At 72.9% G+C, this 15867-nt stretch carries 12 protein-coding genes; 5 read left to right on the top strand and 7 right to left on the bottom strand.

Features of this window, described 5'->3' with window-relative positions; all coding sequences use genetic code 11:
* Positions 1-9: 9 nt before the first annotated feature.
* On the top strand, positions 10-1335 hold the full coding sequence (locus tag IEZ20_RS05360; protein ID WP_189294926.1) for an ABC transporter substrate-binding protein: 1326 nt from the start codon (positions 10-12) through the stop codon (positions 1333-1335).
* A gap of 111 nt (positions 1336-1446) precedes the next feature.
* On the opposite strand, the gene IEZ20_RS05365 is transcribed toward IEZ20_RS05360, so the two are convergent.
* Together IEZ20_RS05365 and IEZ20_RS05370 are read right to left on the bottom strand one after the other, a co-directional pair.
* Positions 1447-3102, bottom strand: a complete 1656-nt coding sequence (locus tag IEZ20_RS05365; protein ID WP_189294927.1) for a hypothetical protein — start codon at positions 3100-3102, stop codon at positions 1447-1449.
* A gap of 200 nt (positions 3103-3302) precedes the next feature.
* A complete protein-coding gene (locus IEZ20_RS05370) occupies positions 3303-4688 on the bottom strand; it encodes an NsdA family TPR-like regulatory protein (RefSeq protein ID WP_189294928.1) in 1386 nt (461 codons plus the stop codon).
* A gap of 283 nt (positions 4689-4971) precedes the next feature.
* Here IEZ20_RS05370 and IEZ20_RS05375 point away from each other — a divergent pair, with 283 nt between their 5' ends.
* Positions 4972-5637, top strand: a complete 666-nt coding sequence (locus IEZ20_RS05375) for a bifunctional DNA primase/polymerase (RefSeq protein ID WP_189294929.1) — start codon at positions 4972-4974, stop codon at positions 5635-5637.
* Positions 5638-5691: 54 nt separating this feature from the next.
* Here the strand turns inward: IEZ20_RS05375 and IEZ20_RS05380 are convergent, their stop codons facing one another.
* Positions 5692-6576, bottom strand: coding sequence for an alpha/beta fold hydrolase (locus IEZ20_RS05380; protein ID WP_189294930.1), 885 nt, complete (start codon positions 6574-6576; stop codon positions 5692-5694).
* Positions 6577-6910: 334 nt separating this feature from the next.
* Complete coding sequence (locus IEZ20_RS05385) at positions 6911-7603, bottom strand: iron-dependent transcriptional repressor DtxR (RefSeq protein WP_189294931.1); 693 nt, start codon at positions 7601-7603, stop codon at positions 6911-6913.
* A 202-nt stretch (positions 7604-7805) separates the two neighbouring features.
* Between IEZ20_RS05385 and IEZ20_RS05390 the strand changes: the two genes are divergently transcribed.
* Positions 7806-8561, top strand: coding sequence for an SIS domain-containing protein (locus tag IEZ20_RS05390; RefSeq protein WP_189294932.1), 756 nt, complete (start codon positions 7806-7808; stop codon positions 8559-8561).
* A gap of 91 nt (positions 8562-8652) precedes the next feature.
* Here IEZ20_RS05390 and IEZ20_RS05395 read toward each other — a convergent pair whose 3' ends face one another.
* On the bottom strand, positions 8653-10050 hold the full coding sequence (locus IEZ20_RS05395) for a PAS domain-containing protein (protein ID WP_189294933.1): 1398 nt from the start codon (positions 10048-10050) through the stop codon (positions 8653-8655).
* Between the two features lie 499 nt (positions 10051-10549).
* Between IEZ20_RS05395 and iscB the strand changes: the two genes are divergently transcribed.
* Entirely contained in the window at positions 10550-12232 is a 1683-nt protein-coding gene (iscB, locus tag IEZ20_RS05400; protein ID WP_189294934.1) for an RNA-guided endonuclease IscB, read from the top strand.
* Positions 12233-12469: 237 nt separating this feature from the next.
* On the opposite strand, the gene pdxH is transcribed toward iscB, so the two are convergent.
* A complete protein-coding gene (gene pdxH, locus IEZ20_RS05405; RefSeq protein ID WP_189294935.1) occupies positions 12470-13156 on the bottom strand; it encodes a pyridoxamine 5'-phosphate oxidase in 687 nt (228 codons plus the stop codon).
* Positions 13157-13332: 176 nt separating this feature from the next.
* Between pdxH and IEZ20_RS05410 the strand changes: the two genes are divergently transcribed.
* Positions 13333-14433: a citrate synthase 2 gene (locus tag IEZ20_RS05410; protein WP_189294936.1), complete on the top strand. Its 1101-nt coding sequence runs from the start codon at positions 13333-13335 to the stop codon at positions 14431-14433.
* A gap of 100 nt (positions 14434-14533) precedes the next feature.
* On the opposite strand, the gene IEZ20_RS05415 is transcribed toward IEZ20_RS05410, so the two are convergent.
* Positions 14534-15559, bottom strand: coding sequence for an isopenicillin N synthase family dioxygenase (locus tag IEZ20_RS05415; RefSeq protein WP_189294937.1), 1026 nt, complete (start codon positions 15557-15559; stop codon positions 14534-14536).
* Between the last annotated feature and the right edge of the window lie 308 nt (positions 15560-15867).

Raw genomic sequence — 15867 nt, forward strand, 5'->3', positions numbered from 1 at the left:
TGTGGGGGCATGACCGGCAGGCGACGCACCCGCAGCACCTTCCTCCCCGCTCTTCCCCGCCCCGTCCGGGCCGCCGTCCTCACCACGGGCGCCCTGGCTCTCTGCGCGTCGCTCACCGCCGCATGCGGGGTCGTCCCCGGTGCCACGGGGGGCTCCGGGGACGACCCGGTCAAGGTGATGACCTGGGCCCCCCAGGACACCGACGCCACCAACAAGCCGGGCATGCCCGCGATGGCCCGCGCCTACGCGAAGTGGGTCAACGCCCACGGCGGCATCAACGGCCGCCGGCTTCAGGTGCTGACCTGCAACGACCACAACGACGGCGTGGGCGCCGCCCGGTGCGCCCGGCGCGCGGCGGACGAGAACGTGGTCGCGGTCGTGGGCTCCTACAGCCAGTTCGGCGACTCCTACCTGGCCCCGCTGGAAGGCGCCGGCATCCCCTACATCGGCGGCTACGGCGTCACCAACGACGAGTTCACCGGCGCCATGTCGTACCCGGTCAACGGCGGCCAGCCCGCCCTCCTCGCCGGCCTCGGCAAGGCCCTCGCCGCCACCTGCGGCAACATCGCCCTGGTGCGCCCCGACAGCATCGCCGGCGACCAGCTGCCCGCGATGCTCGACTCGGGCCTGAAGGCGGGCCGGCACGCGGACGCCGGCGACCAGCTCGCCGCCGACGACGCCACCGAGTACGCCGGCCAGTCCGAGCAGGCGCTGCGCTACGCCACCAGGGACGTGACGAAGAAGGGCTGCGTGGTGCCCGCGCTCGGGGACCGCACGGACACCTTCATGGACTCCTTCCGGCGGGCCCGCGAGAACTTCCCGGACGTGCGCACCGCGACCGTGCTCGGCAGCGTCGACCAGACCGTGATCAACGCCACGGGCGGGGCGTCGGGGCCGTACGAGGGGGCGTACATCACCGGCTGGTACCCGGTCGCCTCCGACCGGCGCTGGGACCCGATGAAGAAGGTGATCAACGAGGCGGCCTTCGGCGACAACCGCATCGACCCCGCGGACGCCGGTGTGCAGACCACCTGGATCGCCTACACCGTGCTCCGGGCCGCCCTGGAGAAGATCGGCGACGGCGAGGTGAGCGCCGACGCCGTGCGCCGCACCCTCAACGACGGGCTGCGGGTCTCCACCGGCGGCCTCACCCCGACCCTGCACTGGCCCTACGAGGGCAGGCTCGCCGCGGTCGGCTTCCCCCGGCTGGTCAACGCCGACGTCACCCTCCAGGTGGTGCAGGACGGCAAGCTGGTCGCGGCCCGCAAGGGCATCGGCGGTGCCGACGGGATCGCCGACATGACCTCGACGCTGGAGGACGCGGACGTGTCGTGACGGGCCCCGGCGCCGACGGAAACGGCTGCGGCTACGGCCGTCACCGTGGCTGCGGCTGTGACCGTGGCTGCGGCTCCTGCTGTGACCGCGGCGAGGGGGCCCGCCGGGCGGTCACAGCTGGGTGGGCTGGCGCTGGGTCAGGCCGTACTTCTGCGCGATCGTGTTCCACAGCGCCGCCGCCTTCGCCTTCTGCGCGCTGGCGGTGGTGCTCTCCCGGTTGCCGGCCTGGGTCTCCCCGGTGGTGCGGGCGTGCCCCTTGTGGCAGACCTTGCGGTTCTTGGCCTGGTCGGCCCAGGCCGCGTAGTGGTTGTCGGCCGCGGCGGACGCCTGCCAGGCCTTGGTCAGCGCGGCCGTCAGGTCGGCGTTGCCCGGCAGCTTGTCCACGGACAGCTTGCCGAGCCGGGTGACCAGCTGGCCGCGCTGCCCGGCCGCGTCCCGGAGGTCGGCCGCGGCCCGGTCGAGGTTGTCGCACCGCCTGACGTCGGACACCGCCTGGATCACCGAGGACCGGCTGCTGCCGCTGTCCGCGAGCAGCTTGTCCAGCTCGACCGCCTGTTCGCGGGCGGGGTCGACGGTGGGCGAGGCGGAGTCCTGGGTGGCCGGGGACGCGGCGGCGACCGTCTTGTCGTCCCCGCCCTTGCCCTTGTCGCCCCCGGCGCTGAGCAGCGCGCCGGCGCCGACGCCGAGCACGACGAGGCCCACGCCGACCGCGGCGATCAGCGGCACCCGCGACCGTGCTCCGCGCCGCCCGCCGCCGCCGTCGTCGTACGCCCCTTCGTCGTACGACGACTGCGCCGGGCGGTACGACACCGGGCCCGGGCCGGGGTAGGCGTCCGGCTGCTGGACGCGCGGGAGCTGCTGGGTGGAGCCGGCCGGACCGTCACCGCCGGCGGGGCCGCCGCGGAAGAGGTTGTCGAACTCGGCGGGCGGCTGCCGGTCCGCACCCTGCCCCTGCCCCTGGGCCTGGGCCTGGGCGGTGTAGGGCGGGATGTACTGGGTGGCCTCGGCGTCGGAGGGCGCGGGCGCCGCCTGGCGGGGCACCTGGCCCAGGTACCGGGTCTCCTCGCCGGCCGACTCCGGCGGCAGCGCGCCGGGCGTCACGGGCGGGAGGTACTGGGTGGCCGCCTCGTGGACGGAGGCCGCCGCCGGGTCCGCGGGGACCGGCGGTATGTACTGGGTCGCGCCGTCGGCCGGTCCGGCCTGCACCGGCGGTATGTACTGGGTCGCGCCGTCGGCCGATGCGGCCGGCACCGGCGGCAGGTACTGGGTCGCGCCGTCGGCCGTCGGGGGCAGCGGGGCGGCCGCGGGCGGGTACGGCTGCTGAGCGTGGGGCGCCTGCTGCGCCTGGTGCTGCTGGTAGGCGTCGGGGGCGCCGTACGCGGACTGCTGAGCCGCCTCGTAGCCGCCGGGCGCGGGCTGACCGCCGCCGTAGGGGGTTCCGGGACCGCCGTAGGCCGGCGCCTGGCCGCCGTACGACGGGGCCGGGGCGCCCTCCGGGGGCAGCGGGCCGGGGTTGGCGGCGGACGGGGGCTGCTGCGAGCCGGTCCACTGCGGGGCCGCCGACGAGGCATGGCCCTGGCCCTGCTCGGGAGGTGCCTGCCGGCCGGGACCCCAGGAACCGTCCCAGGCCTGGCCGCCGGCCGGGCCCGCGGGGGCGGGCGTCGCGGTCATGCCCGGCAGCAGGGGCTCGCCTCCGTCGGAGGGCAGCACGATGCCTTCGCGCGCGGGCCGCGCCGAGGGCTCCTCGCCCTGTCCACTCTGCGTCACCGGGACTCCTACTAATGGGGGACCTTGTGAATCGTCGGGTCACGCTACCGGGTCCCCCGAGCCGCGTGCCACGCAGCTCAGGACGCGACCTCCTTCCCTGTGACGGCAGTAACACATCCGTCCCGCATTGCGCTGTTCACGGCACCCGGCGCACCCCGGGTGCCGTTTCCCTTCCGTTCACGCCCGCGCGGGGCCGGTGTTCACGCGGCCTGCTGGAGGTCGAGGCGCGCGCCGAACTCCCGTACCACCGCCTCCTCACGGAAGGGCTCCAGGCGCTGCTGGAGGTCCTCCAGGTACTCCGCGCCCCGGTTGGAGCGGAGCGTCTCCAGCAACTCCACCGCTCTCATACCGGTGTTGCAGGCCTGCTCGATCTCGCGCTGCTGCACCTGGGCCGTGGCGAGCAGCACGTAGCCGATGGCGCGCCGGCGGGCCCGGGACTCGGGGTGCCCGGCGAGCGACTGCTCGGCGTACCGCGCCGCCTGCTCGGGCTGGCCGAGGTCGCGGTGGCAGTGCGCCAGCTCGTCGGCGAGGTACGCCTCGTCGAAGTGACTGATCCACACCGGGTCGTCCCCGCTGGCGCCGTCCGCGCGTTCCATCGCGTCGACCGCCCGCCCGCCTGCCGCCTGTGCGGCGCGCACGTCGCCGAGCAGGGCGTGACCGCGCGCCTCGGCGGCATGGAACAGCGCCTCCGCGCGCGGGGTCACATGCCCGCGCGCCCCTTCCTGCGCCGCCCGCGCCAACTGGGCGATCTCGCGCGGGTTCCCGAGCTGCGCGGCGAGATGGCTCATGGAGGCGGCGAGGACATAGCCGCCGTACCCGCGGTCCCCGGCGGCCTGCGCGAGCCGCAGCGACTGGATGTAGTACCGCTGCGCGAGGCCCGGTTGGCCGGTGTCGACGGCCATGTACCCGGCCAGCTCGGTCAGCCGGGCGACGGCGGCGAAGAGTTCCCGGCCGACCGTCTCCCGGTACGAGCCCGCGAGCAGCCCGGAGACGACGCTGTTGAGGTAGTGCACGACGACCGGGCGGACGTGCCCGCTGCCGTACTGGTGGTCGAGGTCCACCAGCGCCTGGGTCATGGACCGCACGGCCGCCACGTCGGCCTGGCCCACGCGCGGGCCGGCCTGCCGGGCCACCTGGGCGTCCGGTGCCGAGATCAGCCAGTCGCGGCTGGGCTCGACCAGCGCGGAGGCGGCGACGGAGGAGCCGGACAGGAAGTCCCGGCGCCCCACGTCGCTGCGCCACAGCTCGCAGACCTGCTCGATGGCCCCCAGTACCGTCGGCGAGAACTGGAGACCGACCCCCGAGGCGAGGTTCTTGCCGTTGGCCATGCCGATCTCGTCGATCGTGACCGTACGGCCGAGCTTGCGCCCGAGCGCCTCGGCGATGATCGCCGGGGCCCGGCCCCGCGGCTGCTGGCCGCGCAGCCAGCGGGCCACGGACGTCTTGTCGTAGCGCAGGTCGAGCCCGTGCTCGGCGCCGCACATGTTGACCCGCCGGGCCAGCCCGGCGTTCGAGCACCCCGCTTCCTGGATGAGTGCCTGCAGCCGTTCGTTCGGCTGCCTCGCCACGAGAGGCCTTGCGGCCATGTGCTACCCCCTGCGTTACGGTCCCTGGAACGCTGCGGTCCTCCGGAGCACGGATGTTCCGGCCGGGAAGATCACTGCCCAGCTGACATACCGTCAATGCGTGACATGTGCGGTTTGCCGGGGTAAAGACGGTTGCCCCCCATCCCTGGCTACCCACCTCACTCCCCGTCTCCTCCCACGCGCCCCCGGACGTGCACCCATGCGCCCCGACTGCGGAATCGATGCTCCTCCCCCGCGCGCGGTACAGCCGTAACTCCAGGTGAGTGCGGGAGTTGAGTGGGACGTGGAAGAGACGATCGCGGGCGCCCAGGACAGTCAGATGGCCGGTCACATTCCGCAGCAGCGCGGCGAATCGCTGCTGGAGACCGCCGTACGGTACGCCGAGGAGCGGCACTGGGACGTGTTCCCGGGCACCTGGCTGGAAGCCGTCGACGGGATGCAGCGCTGCTCGTGCGGTGACGCCTCCTGCCCTGCGCCGGGTGCGCACCCCACGCGCCCCGACTGGGCGACGCAGGCGACCGGCAGTGCCACCGTCGCGCGCCGGATGTGGCACAAGCAGCCGACGGCGTCGATCCTGCTGCCGACCGGGCGGACCTTCGACACGCTGTCCGTCCCGGAGAGCGCGGGCTTCCTGGCGCTGGCCCGGATGGAGCGGAGGGAGCTGACGCTCGGGCCGGTCACGCTGACGCCGGACCGGCGGATGCACTTCTTCGTGCTGCCCGGCGCCTCCGCGAAGGTCCCGGACCTGGTGCGCAAGCTCGGCTGGTCCCTGTCGTCACTGGACCTGGTGGCGCAGGGCGAGGGCGCGTACGTCGCCGCTCCGCCCACGCGGTTCGGGTCGCGGGGGGCCGTGCAGTGGGCCTGCCGGCCGACGCCTGCGAACCGGTGGCTGCCGGACGCGGAGGAGTTGATCTCACCGCTGGCCTATGCGTGCGGGAGGGATCGGTAGCCGGTTCGCCCACTCGTCTGCCGGGTCACTGCGATGCGGCGGCTGCGGGCGTGTTCAATCCCCGGGCAACCCGTCGAGGAACGGCGACACGGCGACCCGCCAGGCCTCCGGCAGGTCGTAGTGGGCGAGGTGGCCGGCGTCGGCGATCTCCGCGTACTCGCCCCGCGGCAGCACCCGCACCATCTCCTGCGCCTCCGCCCGCCCCAGCTCGCCGTCCACCCCGCGCACCACCAGCGTCGGGCACCGCACCTGGGCCAGTTCCTCCCAGTGGGCGTCGTAGACCCAGGTCTCGCGGGACCTGAGCATGTGCTGGGGGTCGAAGACGGGACGCCAGCCGTCCTCGCACTCGTGCATCACCTCGGCGTAGAACGCGCCGCGCGCGGGGGTGGGCCGCTCCACCCAGGGGTCGTCCTCGCCGAACCACTTGCGGACGTCGGCGAGGCTGGCGAAGGGGAGGGGCCAGGACGTGAACCAGTCGGCCCACTCGCGCTGCGAGGCCGCGCCGAGCGCGGAGGCCCGCATGTCGCAGACGATCAGGCCGCGCACCAGGTCGGGGCGCTTGGCGGCGAGCTGCCAGGCGGTCAGCGCGCCCATGGCGTGGCCGATGAGGACGACGGGGGCGAGGCCGAGCTGTTCCACGGCGGCCTCGGCGTCCTGGACGTAGGCCTCGCGGGTGTAGGCGGCCGGCGGGGGCTTCTCGCTGCGGCCGTGGCCGCGCTGGTCGAGCGCCACGGCGCGGTGGCGTCCGGCGAGCCAGCGGGCGGTGGACGCCCAGTGGGAGGCGCGGCCCATCAGACCGTGGAGTAACAGCACCCCCGGAGGGCGCGGCTCCGCCGTCGCTTCACCGCCCGGCTCCGTCTCCGCTTTCGGAGGGTCGGCGAACTCCCATGCGGCCAGGCGCAGCCCGCCCGCTCCCGTCACATCGATACGCCGTGCCATCGGCCTGGCACCCCCCAGTGCTCCGCCTGCCTGTTCCCGCTCGTGTCGTCGACCCGCGCCGCCGGCTCGTCGGCCCATGTCGTCCAGGCCGTACCGTCCAGCCACCTCAGGCTATCGAATGCCCATTCGAAAATTCCGTCTCCGTGGACAACACCCCTCATTTGAGTGACATCCCCCAAGGAATGATCGCCGCCCCCGAGGGGATCTTTCTGGCAGGAGGCGGACCGCTCGGGGAAAAACGGTCCGAGGGGAAGACCCTGAGAGCTCGGGGCTCCGGGTCAGCACAGGGGAGGACAGGCCCCGGCGCCACACGGCGCCGGGGCCCTCTCCTTGATCAGCGCTTGGCGACGAACACGTGGGAAGCGATGTCCGCCGCCAGCTCGGCCGCCTCGCCGCCGCTGCCCACCAGCACACCACCGGGCGACTCCGTCACACTGACCACGGAACCGGGCTGCACGCCCGCCCGCCGCAGCGTGTACATCAACTGCGCATCCGTCTGGATCGGCTCGCCGATACGACGGACGACGACCGTCTTGCCGTCCGTGCCCGGGTCCAGATCGGCCAGCGACACCATGCTCTCGTCCAGGAACGGATCCGCCCCGTCCTTCTCGCCCAGCTCCTCCAGGCCCGGGATGGGGTTGCCGTACGGCGACTCGGTCGGATGCCTCAGCAGCTCCAGCACACGGCGCTCGACGGCCTCGCTCATCACGTGCTCCCAGCGGCAGGCCTCCGCGTGCACCTGCTCCCACTCCAGCCCGATCACATCCACGAGCAGGCACTCCGCCAGGCGGTGCTTGCGCATCACGCGCGTCGCCAGCCGGCGGCCCTCGTCGGTCAGCTCCAGGTGCCGGTCGCTGGCCACGGAGACCAGACCGTCGCGCTCCATCCGCGCCACCGTCTGGCTCACGGTCGGCCCGCTCTGGTCCAGCCGCTCCGCGATGCGGGCGCGCATGGGGACGACGCCTTCCTCTTCGAGTTCGAGGATGGTGCGGAGATACATCTCCGTGGTGTCGATCAGTCCGGACATACGTGCCCCTCGATTACCTCTGCCGGCAGCCGGCCGCTTGCGCAGGCCCTGGCACCAATTCTGCCGGATCCCACTGACAAGCGGGCGGCAGCGGGAAAACGGACGCACCCGGCTCCCCGCCGCCGCACCCCGGCCGTATTGACACCGAGATGGTCCAGACCGCACGGTGATCCGCGACACAGACGCTGCGAAGGGGCACCGCATGAGCGACGGCACGCCTGCCGACCTGTTCTTCGACGCCGCCATCGGCCTGCTGCACCGGGTCCGCGACGAGGAGGCCGAAGCGATCACCGCGGCCGGCACCCTGCTCGCCGACACCGTCGCGGCCGGCGGCCGCCTGTTCGCCTTCGGCGCCGGGCACTCCTCACTGGCCGCCCAGGACGTCGTCTACCGCGCGGGCGGCCTCGCGCTGATGAACCTGCTCGCCGTACCCGGTGTCGTCGGCGTCGACGTCACCCCCGCCACCCTCGGCTCCGCCCTCGAACGTGTCGACGGACTCGCGACCGCCGTCCTCGACACCTCCCCGCTCCGCGCCGGCGACGCCCTCGTGATCATCTCGCTCTCCGGACGCAACGCCCTGCCCGTCGAGATGGCCCTGAGCGCCCGCGCCCTCGGCATCAAGGTCATCGGCGTCACCTCGGTGGCGTACGCCTCGCAGACGACGTCCCGGCACAGCTCCGGCACCTTCCTCAAGGACCACTGCGACATCGTCCTCGACTCCAAGATCGCCGTCGGCGACGCGGAACTCGCCCTCGACACCATCCCGGCGCCCTTCGCCCCCGCCTCCACCGTCGTCACCACCGCCCTGATGCAGGCCGTCATCGCGACCACCGCCGCCGCCCTCGCCGACCGCGGCATCGAACCCCCGCTGCTGCGCTCCGGCAACGTCGACGGCGGCCACGAGTGGAACGGCCGGGTGATGGCGGAGTACGGCGACCGGATCTTCTACCGCCACTGACAGCCGCCACCGCCGGCCACCACTGACAGCCCCGTCAGCCGCCCCGCCCGCAGGCCGAGCCCGGCTGCCCTCCGACCCCGGCTGCCCCCGGCTACTCCCCCGACCGCCCCCGCACCGCCTCCGCCAGGTCCAGCACCGTCGCGATCCGGGCGGCGACGTCCTCCGCGTAGGCGGCGTCGGACCGCTCGAAGCGGCTGCGGCCGGCACCGCGCAGGAAGGTCACCACCCCCAGCGTCCGCCCCCGGCTGCGCAGCACCGCGCACAGCGCGTGCACCGCGTCGCCGGGCCACTGCCTCTCCAGCGCCCACTCCCGCGTCCGCTCGGCCGCAGCCGGCCCGGCGTCCGCGCGCACCGTCCCGGCCCGCTCCACGCACCGCAGCGCCGGATGCCCCTCCGGATAGCGCACGGGCAGCCCGGCCGCCCCCGTGAGCAGGCTCGGACCCGGCGCCCCGGCGGGCGTGACGGCGAGCCGCACCAGCCGCACGGAGCGTTCCTCGCCCTCCGCGCGGGGGGCGCCCGCCACCCGGTCGACGAGGGCGTGGTCGGCGAAACCGGCGAGGGCGAAGTCCAGGTGCACGGTGGCCGCCTCCACCGGGTCCTCGCACTCGGCCGCGGCCCGCGCCGCGCGGTGCAGCTGGTTCGTCCGGAACCGCAGCAGGGACGCCTCCTGCTCCCCCTGCTTGGCCTCGGTGACGTCCTCGAACAGCCACCCCACCCCCAGCGGCACCGGCTCCTCCGCGAGCGGGGAGGCCAGCCGCACGAACCCGCTGCGCCAGCAGCGCCGCTTCTCGCCCTCCGGGGTCCGCACGGTCACCCACATCTCGGCGGGCGCGGGCGGCGCGCCCTCGGCGAGGACGTGGGTCAGCGCGGCCTCCAGTTCCTCCACCCCCTGCGCGAGCAGCTCGCCCAGCGGACGCCCCAGCACGGCCGTACGGCCCACCCCCAGCGTCCGCGCCGCGTGCGCGTTCACGACGGCGGGCCGCAGGTCGGCGTCGACCAGGACGACTCCCCAGGACGCGTCCTCGAACAGCGCCTCGCTCAGCGCGATCGACCGCTCCAGGTCTATCTGCGCGTGCACCTCGCTGAACGCGCAGTACACCCCGGCGGGCTTCCCGTCGGGCCCGCGCACGGCGGCCGACTGCGTCCGTACGAGCACCCGCCCGCCGCCCTTGATGACGAGCGCGAACTCGTGCACCTGCCGCCCCGGCGCGCGCATCGCCGACATCAGCCGGGCCTGCACCTCCTCGGCGTCCGCGGTGCGCACCGCCCACCCGGCGAACCCGTGCCGCCCGACCGCCTCCGCCGCCGTCCAGCCGAGGATCCGCTCGGCCTCCCGGTTCCAGTGGGTCACGACCCCGTCGGCGTCGAAGGCGCACAGCGCCGCGTCCATGCCGTCCAGCAGCGCGGCGAGCAGATCGGACCCGCCGGGCTCACCGGGCTCGTCCGGCCCCAGCTCATCAGTGGCCCCACTCCGCCGCGAAGCACTCACCTGGACCCCCTGGAAGCCGCGTCCGCGCACACACGGCGCTCGGTTCGCTCACTGGCCTTCATTCAACTGGAACGTGACCCAGCACACAGCATGTTCCCGGAAGATTCCGGAGATCAATGCCCCGTTCCATCCAGCGACGCCCGCAGGTCGGCCCACCCGTCCCCCTTCTCCGTCCAGCACACATCGCACGATCTCCACAGACCGGACAACACGGCGAGCCGCAGCCCTTCCTCGTTCACCACCGACACACACATCTCGACCGCGTCCACCCCCAGTACACGCGTGCGCGCCGGCCTCTACCAGCTAGGACGTCCGCCCGTTCGCAGGTTCGGCGACATTCGCACGTGCGAGCGACTTGCGGCCGTTCACCCTGTCTGCTCCGGCCCGCTTCGTTAAGTTCATCCGCACACACGAGAAGGGAGGTCATTCGCTCCCCGGCCACAGCCGACGAATGACCAGCCCGAGTCATCACGATCGACGTGATCAGGGAGGTGCACCGATGACTACGTTTCCCGCAGGCGAGCAGACCCACCGGGCTGTGCTTCCTCAGCAGCCCGCACTGGAATCCGCGAGAGCAGACACCCCCGGGAGCAGGGACGAAACGGCTCACGGACACCCCGCCACCGCGCGGGGCACCGGCGGGGAACATGGGCGAGGGGAGATCGACGGGTACGGCACCGGAACCCGTCGGCGTCACGCCAAGAACGTTGCCACGGCAGCGAACACAGCAGAGAACGGGAGCGGTGACGCTCCCCCGCACGACCGAAAGTCCAAGGCCGGCACCGGCAACGGCCGGGTCTTCGTCCTCTCCCGGGACGGGCACCCCCTCATGCCCTGCCACCCCGCCCGCGCCCGTGAGCTTCTCCGCAGGGGCAGGGCCGTGGTCGCCCGCCACGTGCCCTTCACCATCCGGCTGAAGAATCGCACGCTGGCCGGGTCGGAAGTCGTCGGCGTTCAGTTGCGCATCGACCCCGGCTCCCAAGGCACCGGACTCGTCCTCACCGACGAGAAACAGCACATCACCGAAGACGGCATTGCGATCACTGCGCGGCGTGGGCTGGTCTCCGTGGAACTCCGGCATCGAGGCGCGCAGATTCACAGCACCATGCTGCGACGCGCGGGGTACCGGCACCGGCGACGCTCAGCGAACTGCCGATACCGATCACCACGCGCGAAGAACCGGCTCCAGCCCGAGGGATGGCTCCCGCCCTCCTTGCGCCACCGTGTCGACACCACCTTCTCTGTCGCGAGACGCCTGTGCCGCTGGGCGCCCGTCTCGGAGGTTCACGTGGAACGCAGCGCCTTCGACACGCACTCCATGAGCGCCGGCCGACCTCTGTACGGCGCGGAGTACACCCGTGGCCCCCTCGTAGGCACCACAGCGCGCGCCTACCTCCGCACTCGGTGGCACAACGCCTGCGCCTACTGCGGGGCCACCGGCGTGCCTCTCAACGTGGAGCACGTACGACCACGCAGCAGGCGAGGTTCCCACCGCGTCGCGAACCTCGTCCTCTCCTGCGTGCCCTGCAACAAGGCCAAAGGCAGTCGATCCGTCGAGACCTTCCTGGCCCACCGCCCCGAACTCCTGGCCGAGATCCTCGGTCAGACCAAGGCGCCGCTCCGGGACGCCGCGGCCATGAATGCCATCCAGACGCGGCTCGTTCAGGCACTACAGACACTCGGCAAGCCCGTGCACGCCTGGCCAGGCGCTGTGACCAAAGCGAACCGCGATGCCACGGGCCTCGGCAAGACGCACACGCTGGACGCCCTGTCCGTCGGCCCGCTCGGCCACGAGAGCGGGAATGGGATCGTGCGGATCCCCGATGGAGTCCTCGTCGTGAAAGCCACCGGCCGTGGAACCTACGCCCGCACCACACCGGACCGGTATGGATTCCCACGGCTCCCGCGAACCCGCAGGAAGCAGCACTTCGGGTACAGCACGGGAGATCTCGTACGGGCAGTCGTGCCTTCAGGCAGGTGGAAAGGCACGTGGACGGGGCGCATCTCGGTGCGCGCGAGAGGACAGCACAGCCTCGCCGTCCCAGGCGGCCGCGTCAACGTCTCGCACCGGCATCTGCGGCTGCTCCAGCGGGGCGACGGATACGGCTACGGCATCCGGCCCGAAGCCGTGCCGTCAGCGTTCCCGAAAAAAACAGTTGAGCCCGCGCCAGCGACTTCCTAGGGTGGCGGTTACACGGTGAAAGGAGGTGATCCGGCAGATGTATGAATCCCGGACGCGTGAGGTGGCTGCGGGCTAGCGGCCCGTCACCACGCCATGTGCGGTGCCGGACCAGCGCGCGACAGACGCGTGCAGCCGGCCAATCCCAAGCAGTCACCCGACCCGCGGGCTGCCGGTACGTCCGGCCGGCTCCTCCTCGGAGGAACCCAGCCCGCGGGTCGTCTGCGTTGTGCGGGCCCGTCAGGGGCTGAGGCGTTCGACCTTCCAGGTGCCGTCCGGCCGGGCGACGTAGCGCAGGCGGTCGTGGAGGCGGTTCACGCGGCCCTGCCAGAACTCGATCGTCTCCGGGGTGACGCGGAAGCCGCCCCAGTGCGGCGGGACCGGGACCCGTTCGTCCTCCGGGTAGCGGGCCGCGAGTTCCGCGTAGGACGTGTCGAGTTCGGTGCGCGAGGCGATCACCCGGGACTGGGCGCTGGCCCAGGCGCCCAGCTGGGAGCCGTGCGGGCGGGTGCGGAAGTAGGCGGCGGTCTCGTCGCGGCCGGTGCGCCGGGCGGTGCCGGTGACGATGACCTGGCGGGCCAGCGGGTGCCAGGGGAAGAGCAGCGAGATGTGCGGGTTCTCGGCCAGGTCGCGGCCCTTGCGGGAGTCGTAGTTGGTGAAGAAGACGAAGCCGTCGGTGTCGTACTGCTTCATCAGCACCGTGCGTGAGCTGGGGCGGCCCTGTGCGTCCGCCGTGGAGACGACCATCGCGTTGGGTTCGTAGAGCGTGCCGTGCAGGGCCGCGCGGGCGGCGTCCTCGAACCAGCGGGTGAACTGGTCCATCGGATGGGTGGCGAGGTCCTCCTCGGCGAGGCCGTCGGCCCGGTACTGCTTGCGCATGGCGGCGGGATCGAGGACGGGGTCCAGGAGCGGGTCGCGGTCGGTCACGCGGTCATCTTGCCGTATCGAACGGGTATGGCACTCGGTGTCGTGTGGTCTCCCCAACCATGGCACCGGGGGTTATCGTGCTGGTCCCTTTGCGGTTGGGTTGACCACGGGTGACCACCGGCGGATCGGGGCATCACCGGGGTGACCGCCGCCCACACATCACGAGGAGCCGCCTGATGTCCGATTTCGTACCCGGGCTCGAGGGAGTCGTCGCGTTCGAGACGGAGATCGCCGAACCGGACAAGGAGGGTGGCGCCCTGCGTTACCGGGGTGTCGACATCGAGGACCTGGTGGGGCACGTCTCCTTCGGGAACGTGTGGGGTCTGCTGGTCGACGGCGCCTTCAACCCCGGTCTGCCGCCCGCCGAGCCCTTCCCGATCCCCGTGCACTCCGGTGACATCCGGGTGGACGTGCAGTCGGCGCTCGCCATGCTCGCCCCCGTCTGGGGGCTGCGTCCCCTGCTCGACATCGACGAGCGGCAGGCCCGGGAGGACCTGGCGCGGGCCGCCGTCATGGCCCTGTCGTACGTCGCCCAGTCCGCGCGCGGTCAGGGGCTGCCGATGGTGCCGCAGCGGGAGATCGACAAGGCCGGTTCCGTGGTGGAGCGGTTCATGATCCGGTGGCGGGGCGAGCCGGACCCCAAGCACGTCGCGGCCGTCGACGCGTACTGGACCTCCGCGGCCGAGCACGGCATGAACGCCTCCACCTTCACGGCGCGGGTCATCGCCTCCACCGGTGCGGATGTCGCCGCGGCGCTGTCCGGCGCGGTGGGTGCGATGTCCGGTCCGCTGCACGGCGGTGCGCCGTCGCGGGTGCTCGGGATGATCGAGGAGATCGAGCGCACGGGGGACGCGGAGGCCTACGTCAGGCGGGCGCTGGACCGCGGTGAGCGGCTGATGGGCTTCGGGCACCGGGTGTACCGGGCGGAGGACCCGCGGGCGCGGGTGCTGCGGCGTACGGCGCGGGAGCTGGGTGCGCCCCGGTTCGAGGTGGCCGAGGCGTTGGAGAAGGCCGCGCTGGAGGAGTTGCACAACCGCCGGCCGGACCGGGTGCTGGCCACCAACGTGGAGTTCTGGGCGGCGATCATGCTGGACTTCGCGGAGGTACCGGCCCACATGTTCACGTCGATGTTCACGTGTGCCCGTACGGCCGGGTGGTCGGCGCACATTCTGGAGCAGAAGCGGACGGGGCGGCTGGTGCGGCCGTCCGCGCGGTATGTGGGGCCAGGTCCGCGGCGGCCTGAGGACATCGAGGGGTACGGGGAGATCGCCCGCTGAGAGGGGTTGCTCGGGGCGCGTGGCCGTGGCCGGTCGCCGTGGCTGATGGCGCCGTGCGACGGGGCCGCCTGTCGATGCGGCCCCGCGCTCTGGGAGTGGGTCAGGCCGGTGTCAGCAGGTTCCCGTGGTACCTCTCCGCGACCAGCGGGTGGGCCCTCAGTTTGCCCTTGAGTTCGTTGTAGCCGTACTCGGCGTGGAGCGGGTTCGTCGGGTCGGTGGTGATGCCGGGGGCCTTCGAGGCGTGCGGGAAGGGGAGCGGGGCGATCTTCGCGTCCAGGCGGGGGTTGTAGAAGAACGGGACCGAGAAGCGTTCCGTGGCGCCGGGTGGGCTGACCACCCGGTGGTTGGTGGCGAGCAGGTAGCCGTTGGTGGCGACCTCCAGGAGTTCGCCGAGGTTGACGACGAAGGCGCCCTCGATGGGCGGTACGTCGTGGAAGCGGCCGTCCTCGCGCTGGACCTGGAGGCCGCCGACCGTGTCCTGGAGGAGGAGGGTGAGGAAGCCGTAGTCCTTGTGGGCGCCGACGCCCTGGTCGGTGCCGTCGCCCGCGCTGCCGGGGTAGCGGACGAGTTTGAGGTGCGGGTGGGCGTGGGGGCCGAAGACCGGGTCGTAGAAGTCGGCCGGGGCGCCGATCGAGGCCAGGAGTTCGTGCAGGAGGCGGTGGGCGACCTCGCTGAGTCGGTCGATCCAGGCGAGGGCGGCCGTGCGGAGTTCGGGGAGGGCGGCCGGCCACTGGTTGGGGCCCTGGAGCCACCAGTACGGGGGTTCGCCGGGGGCGGGGATCCGGGCGGGCCGTTCGGCGCCTATGTCGAGCTGGTCGCGCCAGTCGCGGGCGCCGGCGGTGCGTTCGTCGCCGGTGCGGGTGTAGCCGCGGAAGTGCGGGGAGCCGGTGTTGTCCAGGGCGAGCCGGTCGGCCTCGGGGAGGGCGAAGAAGGCGCGCATCGCGGTGAGCAGCGCGTCGGTCTCGGCCTGGGTCACGCCGTGTCCGACGAGCTGGAAGAAGCCGACGTCGTGGGCGGCGCTGTGGAGCTGGGCGTGGAGGAGAGAGCGGGCCTGGGGGCCGCGGTCGGCGGCGGAGAGGTCGATGATCGGGAGCTGGTGGTACGACGTCGCTGAGTGCGTGGTCATGGTGCGTCCGCGGGGTGTACGGGGCGCGGGTGGCCGCCGAGGGGTGGGAGCGGCCCCCGGGTGCCGGAAAAGGGAAAGAAAAGCGTGGGATGGGGGCTGGTCAGGCGGAGAGGCGCCGACAGCCCATGCTCGTGACGCGCACGTAGTCCACGTGGCGTCGGCGAACGAGCATCGGAAGCATGCGCCAAGGGTAGCGCGCCCCTGCGACGATCCCCCGGCCGGACGTGTCGTCGTGGCTCCCGGGGGGGGACGGCCGGTAACGGCCGGGGGCCGCGACGTCCGGCACGGCCTGGTCCGGCTGGTCGTCA

The sequence above is a fragment of the Streptomyces cinerochromogenes genome (genome assembly GCF_014648635.1).
Taxonomy (GTDB): domain Bacteria; phylum Actinomycetota; class Actinomycetes; order Streptomycetales; family Streptomycetaceae; genus Streptomyces; species Streptomyces cinerochromogenes.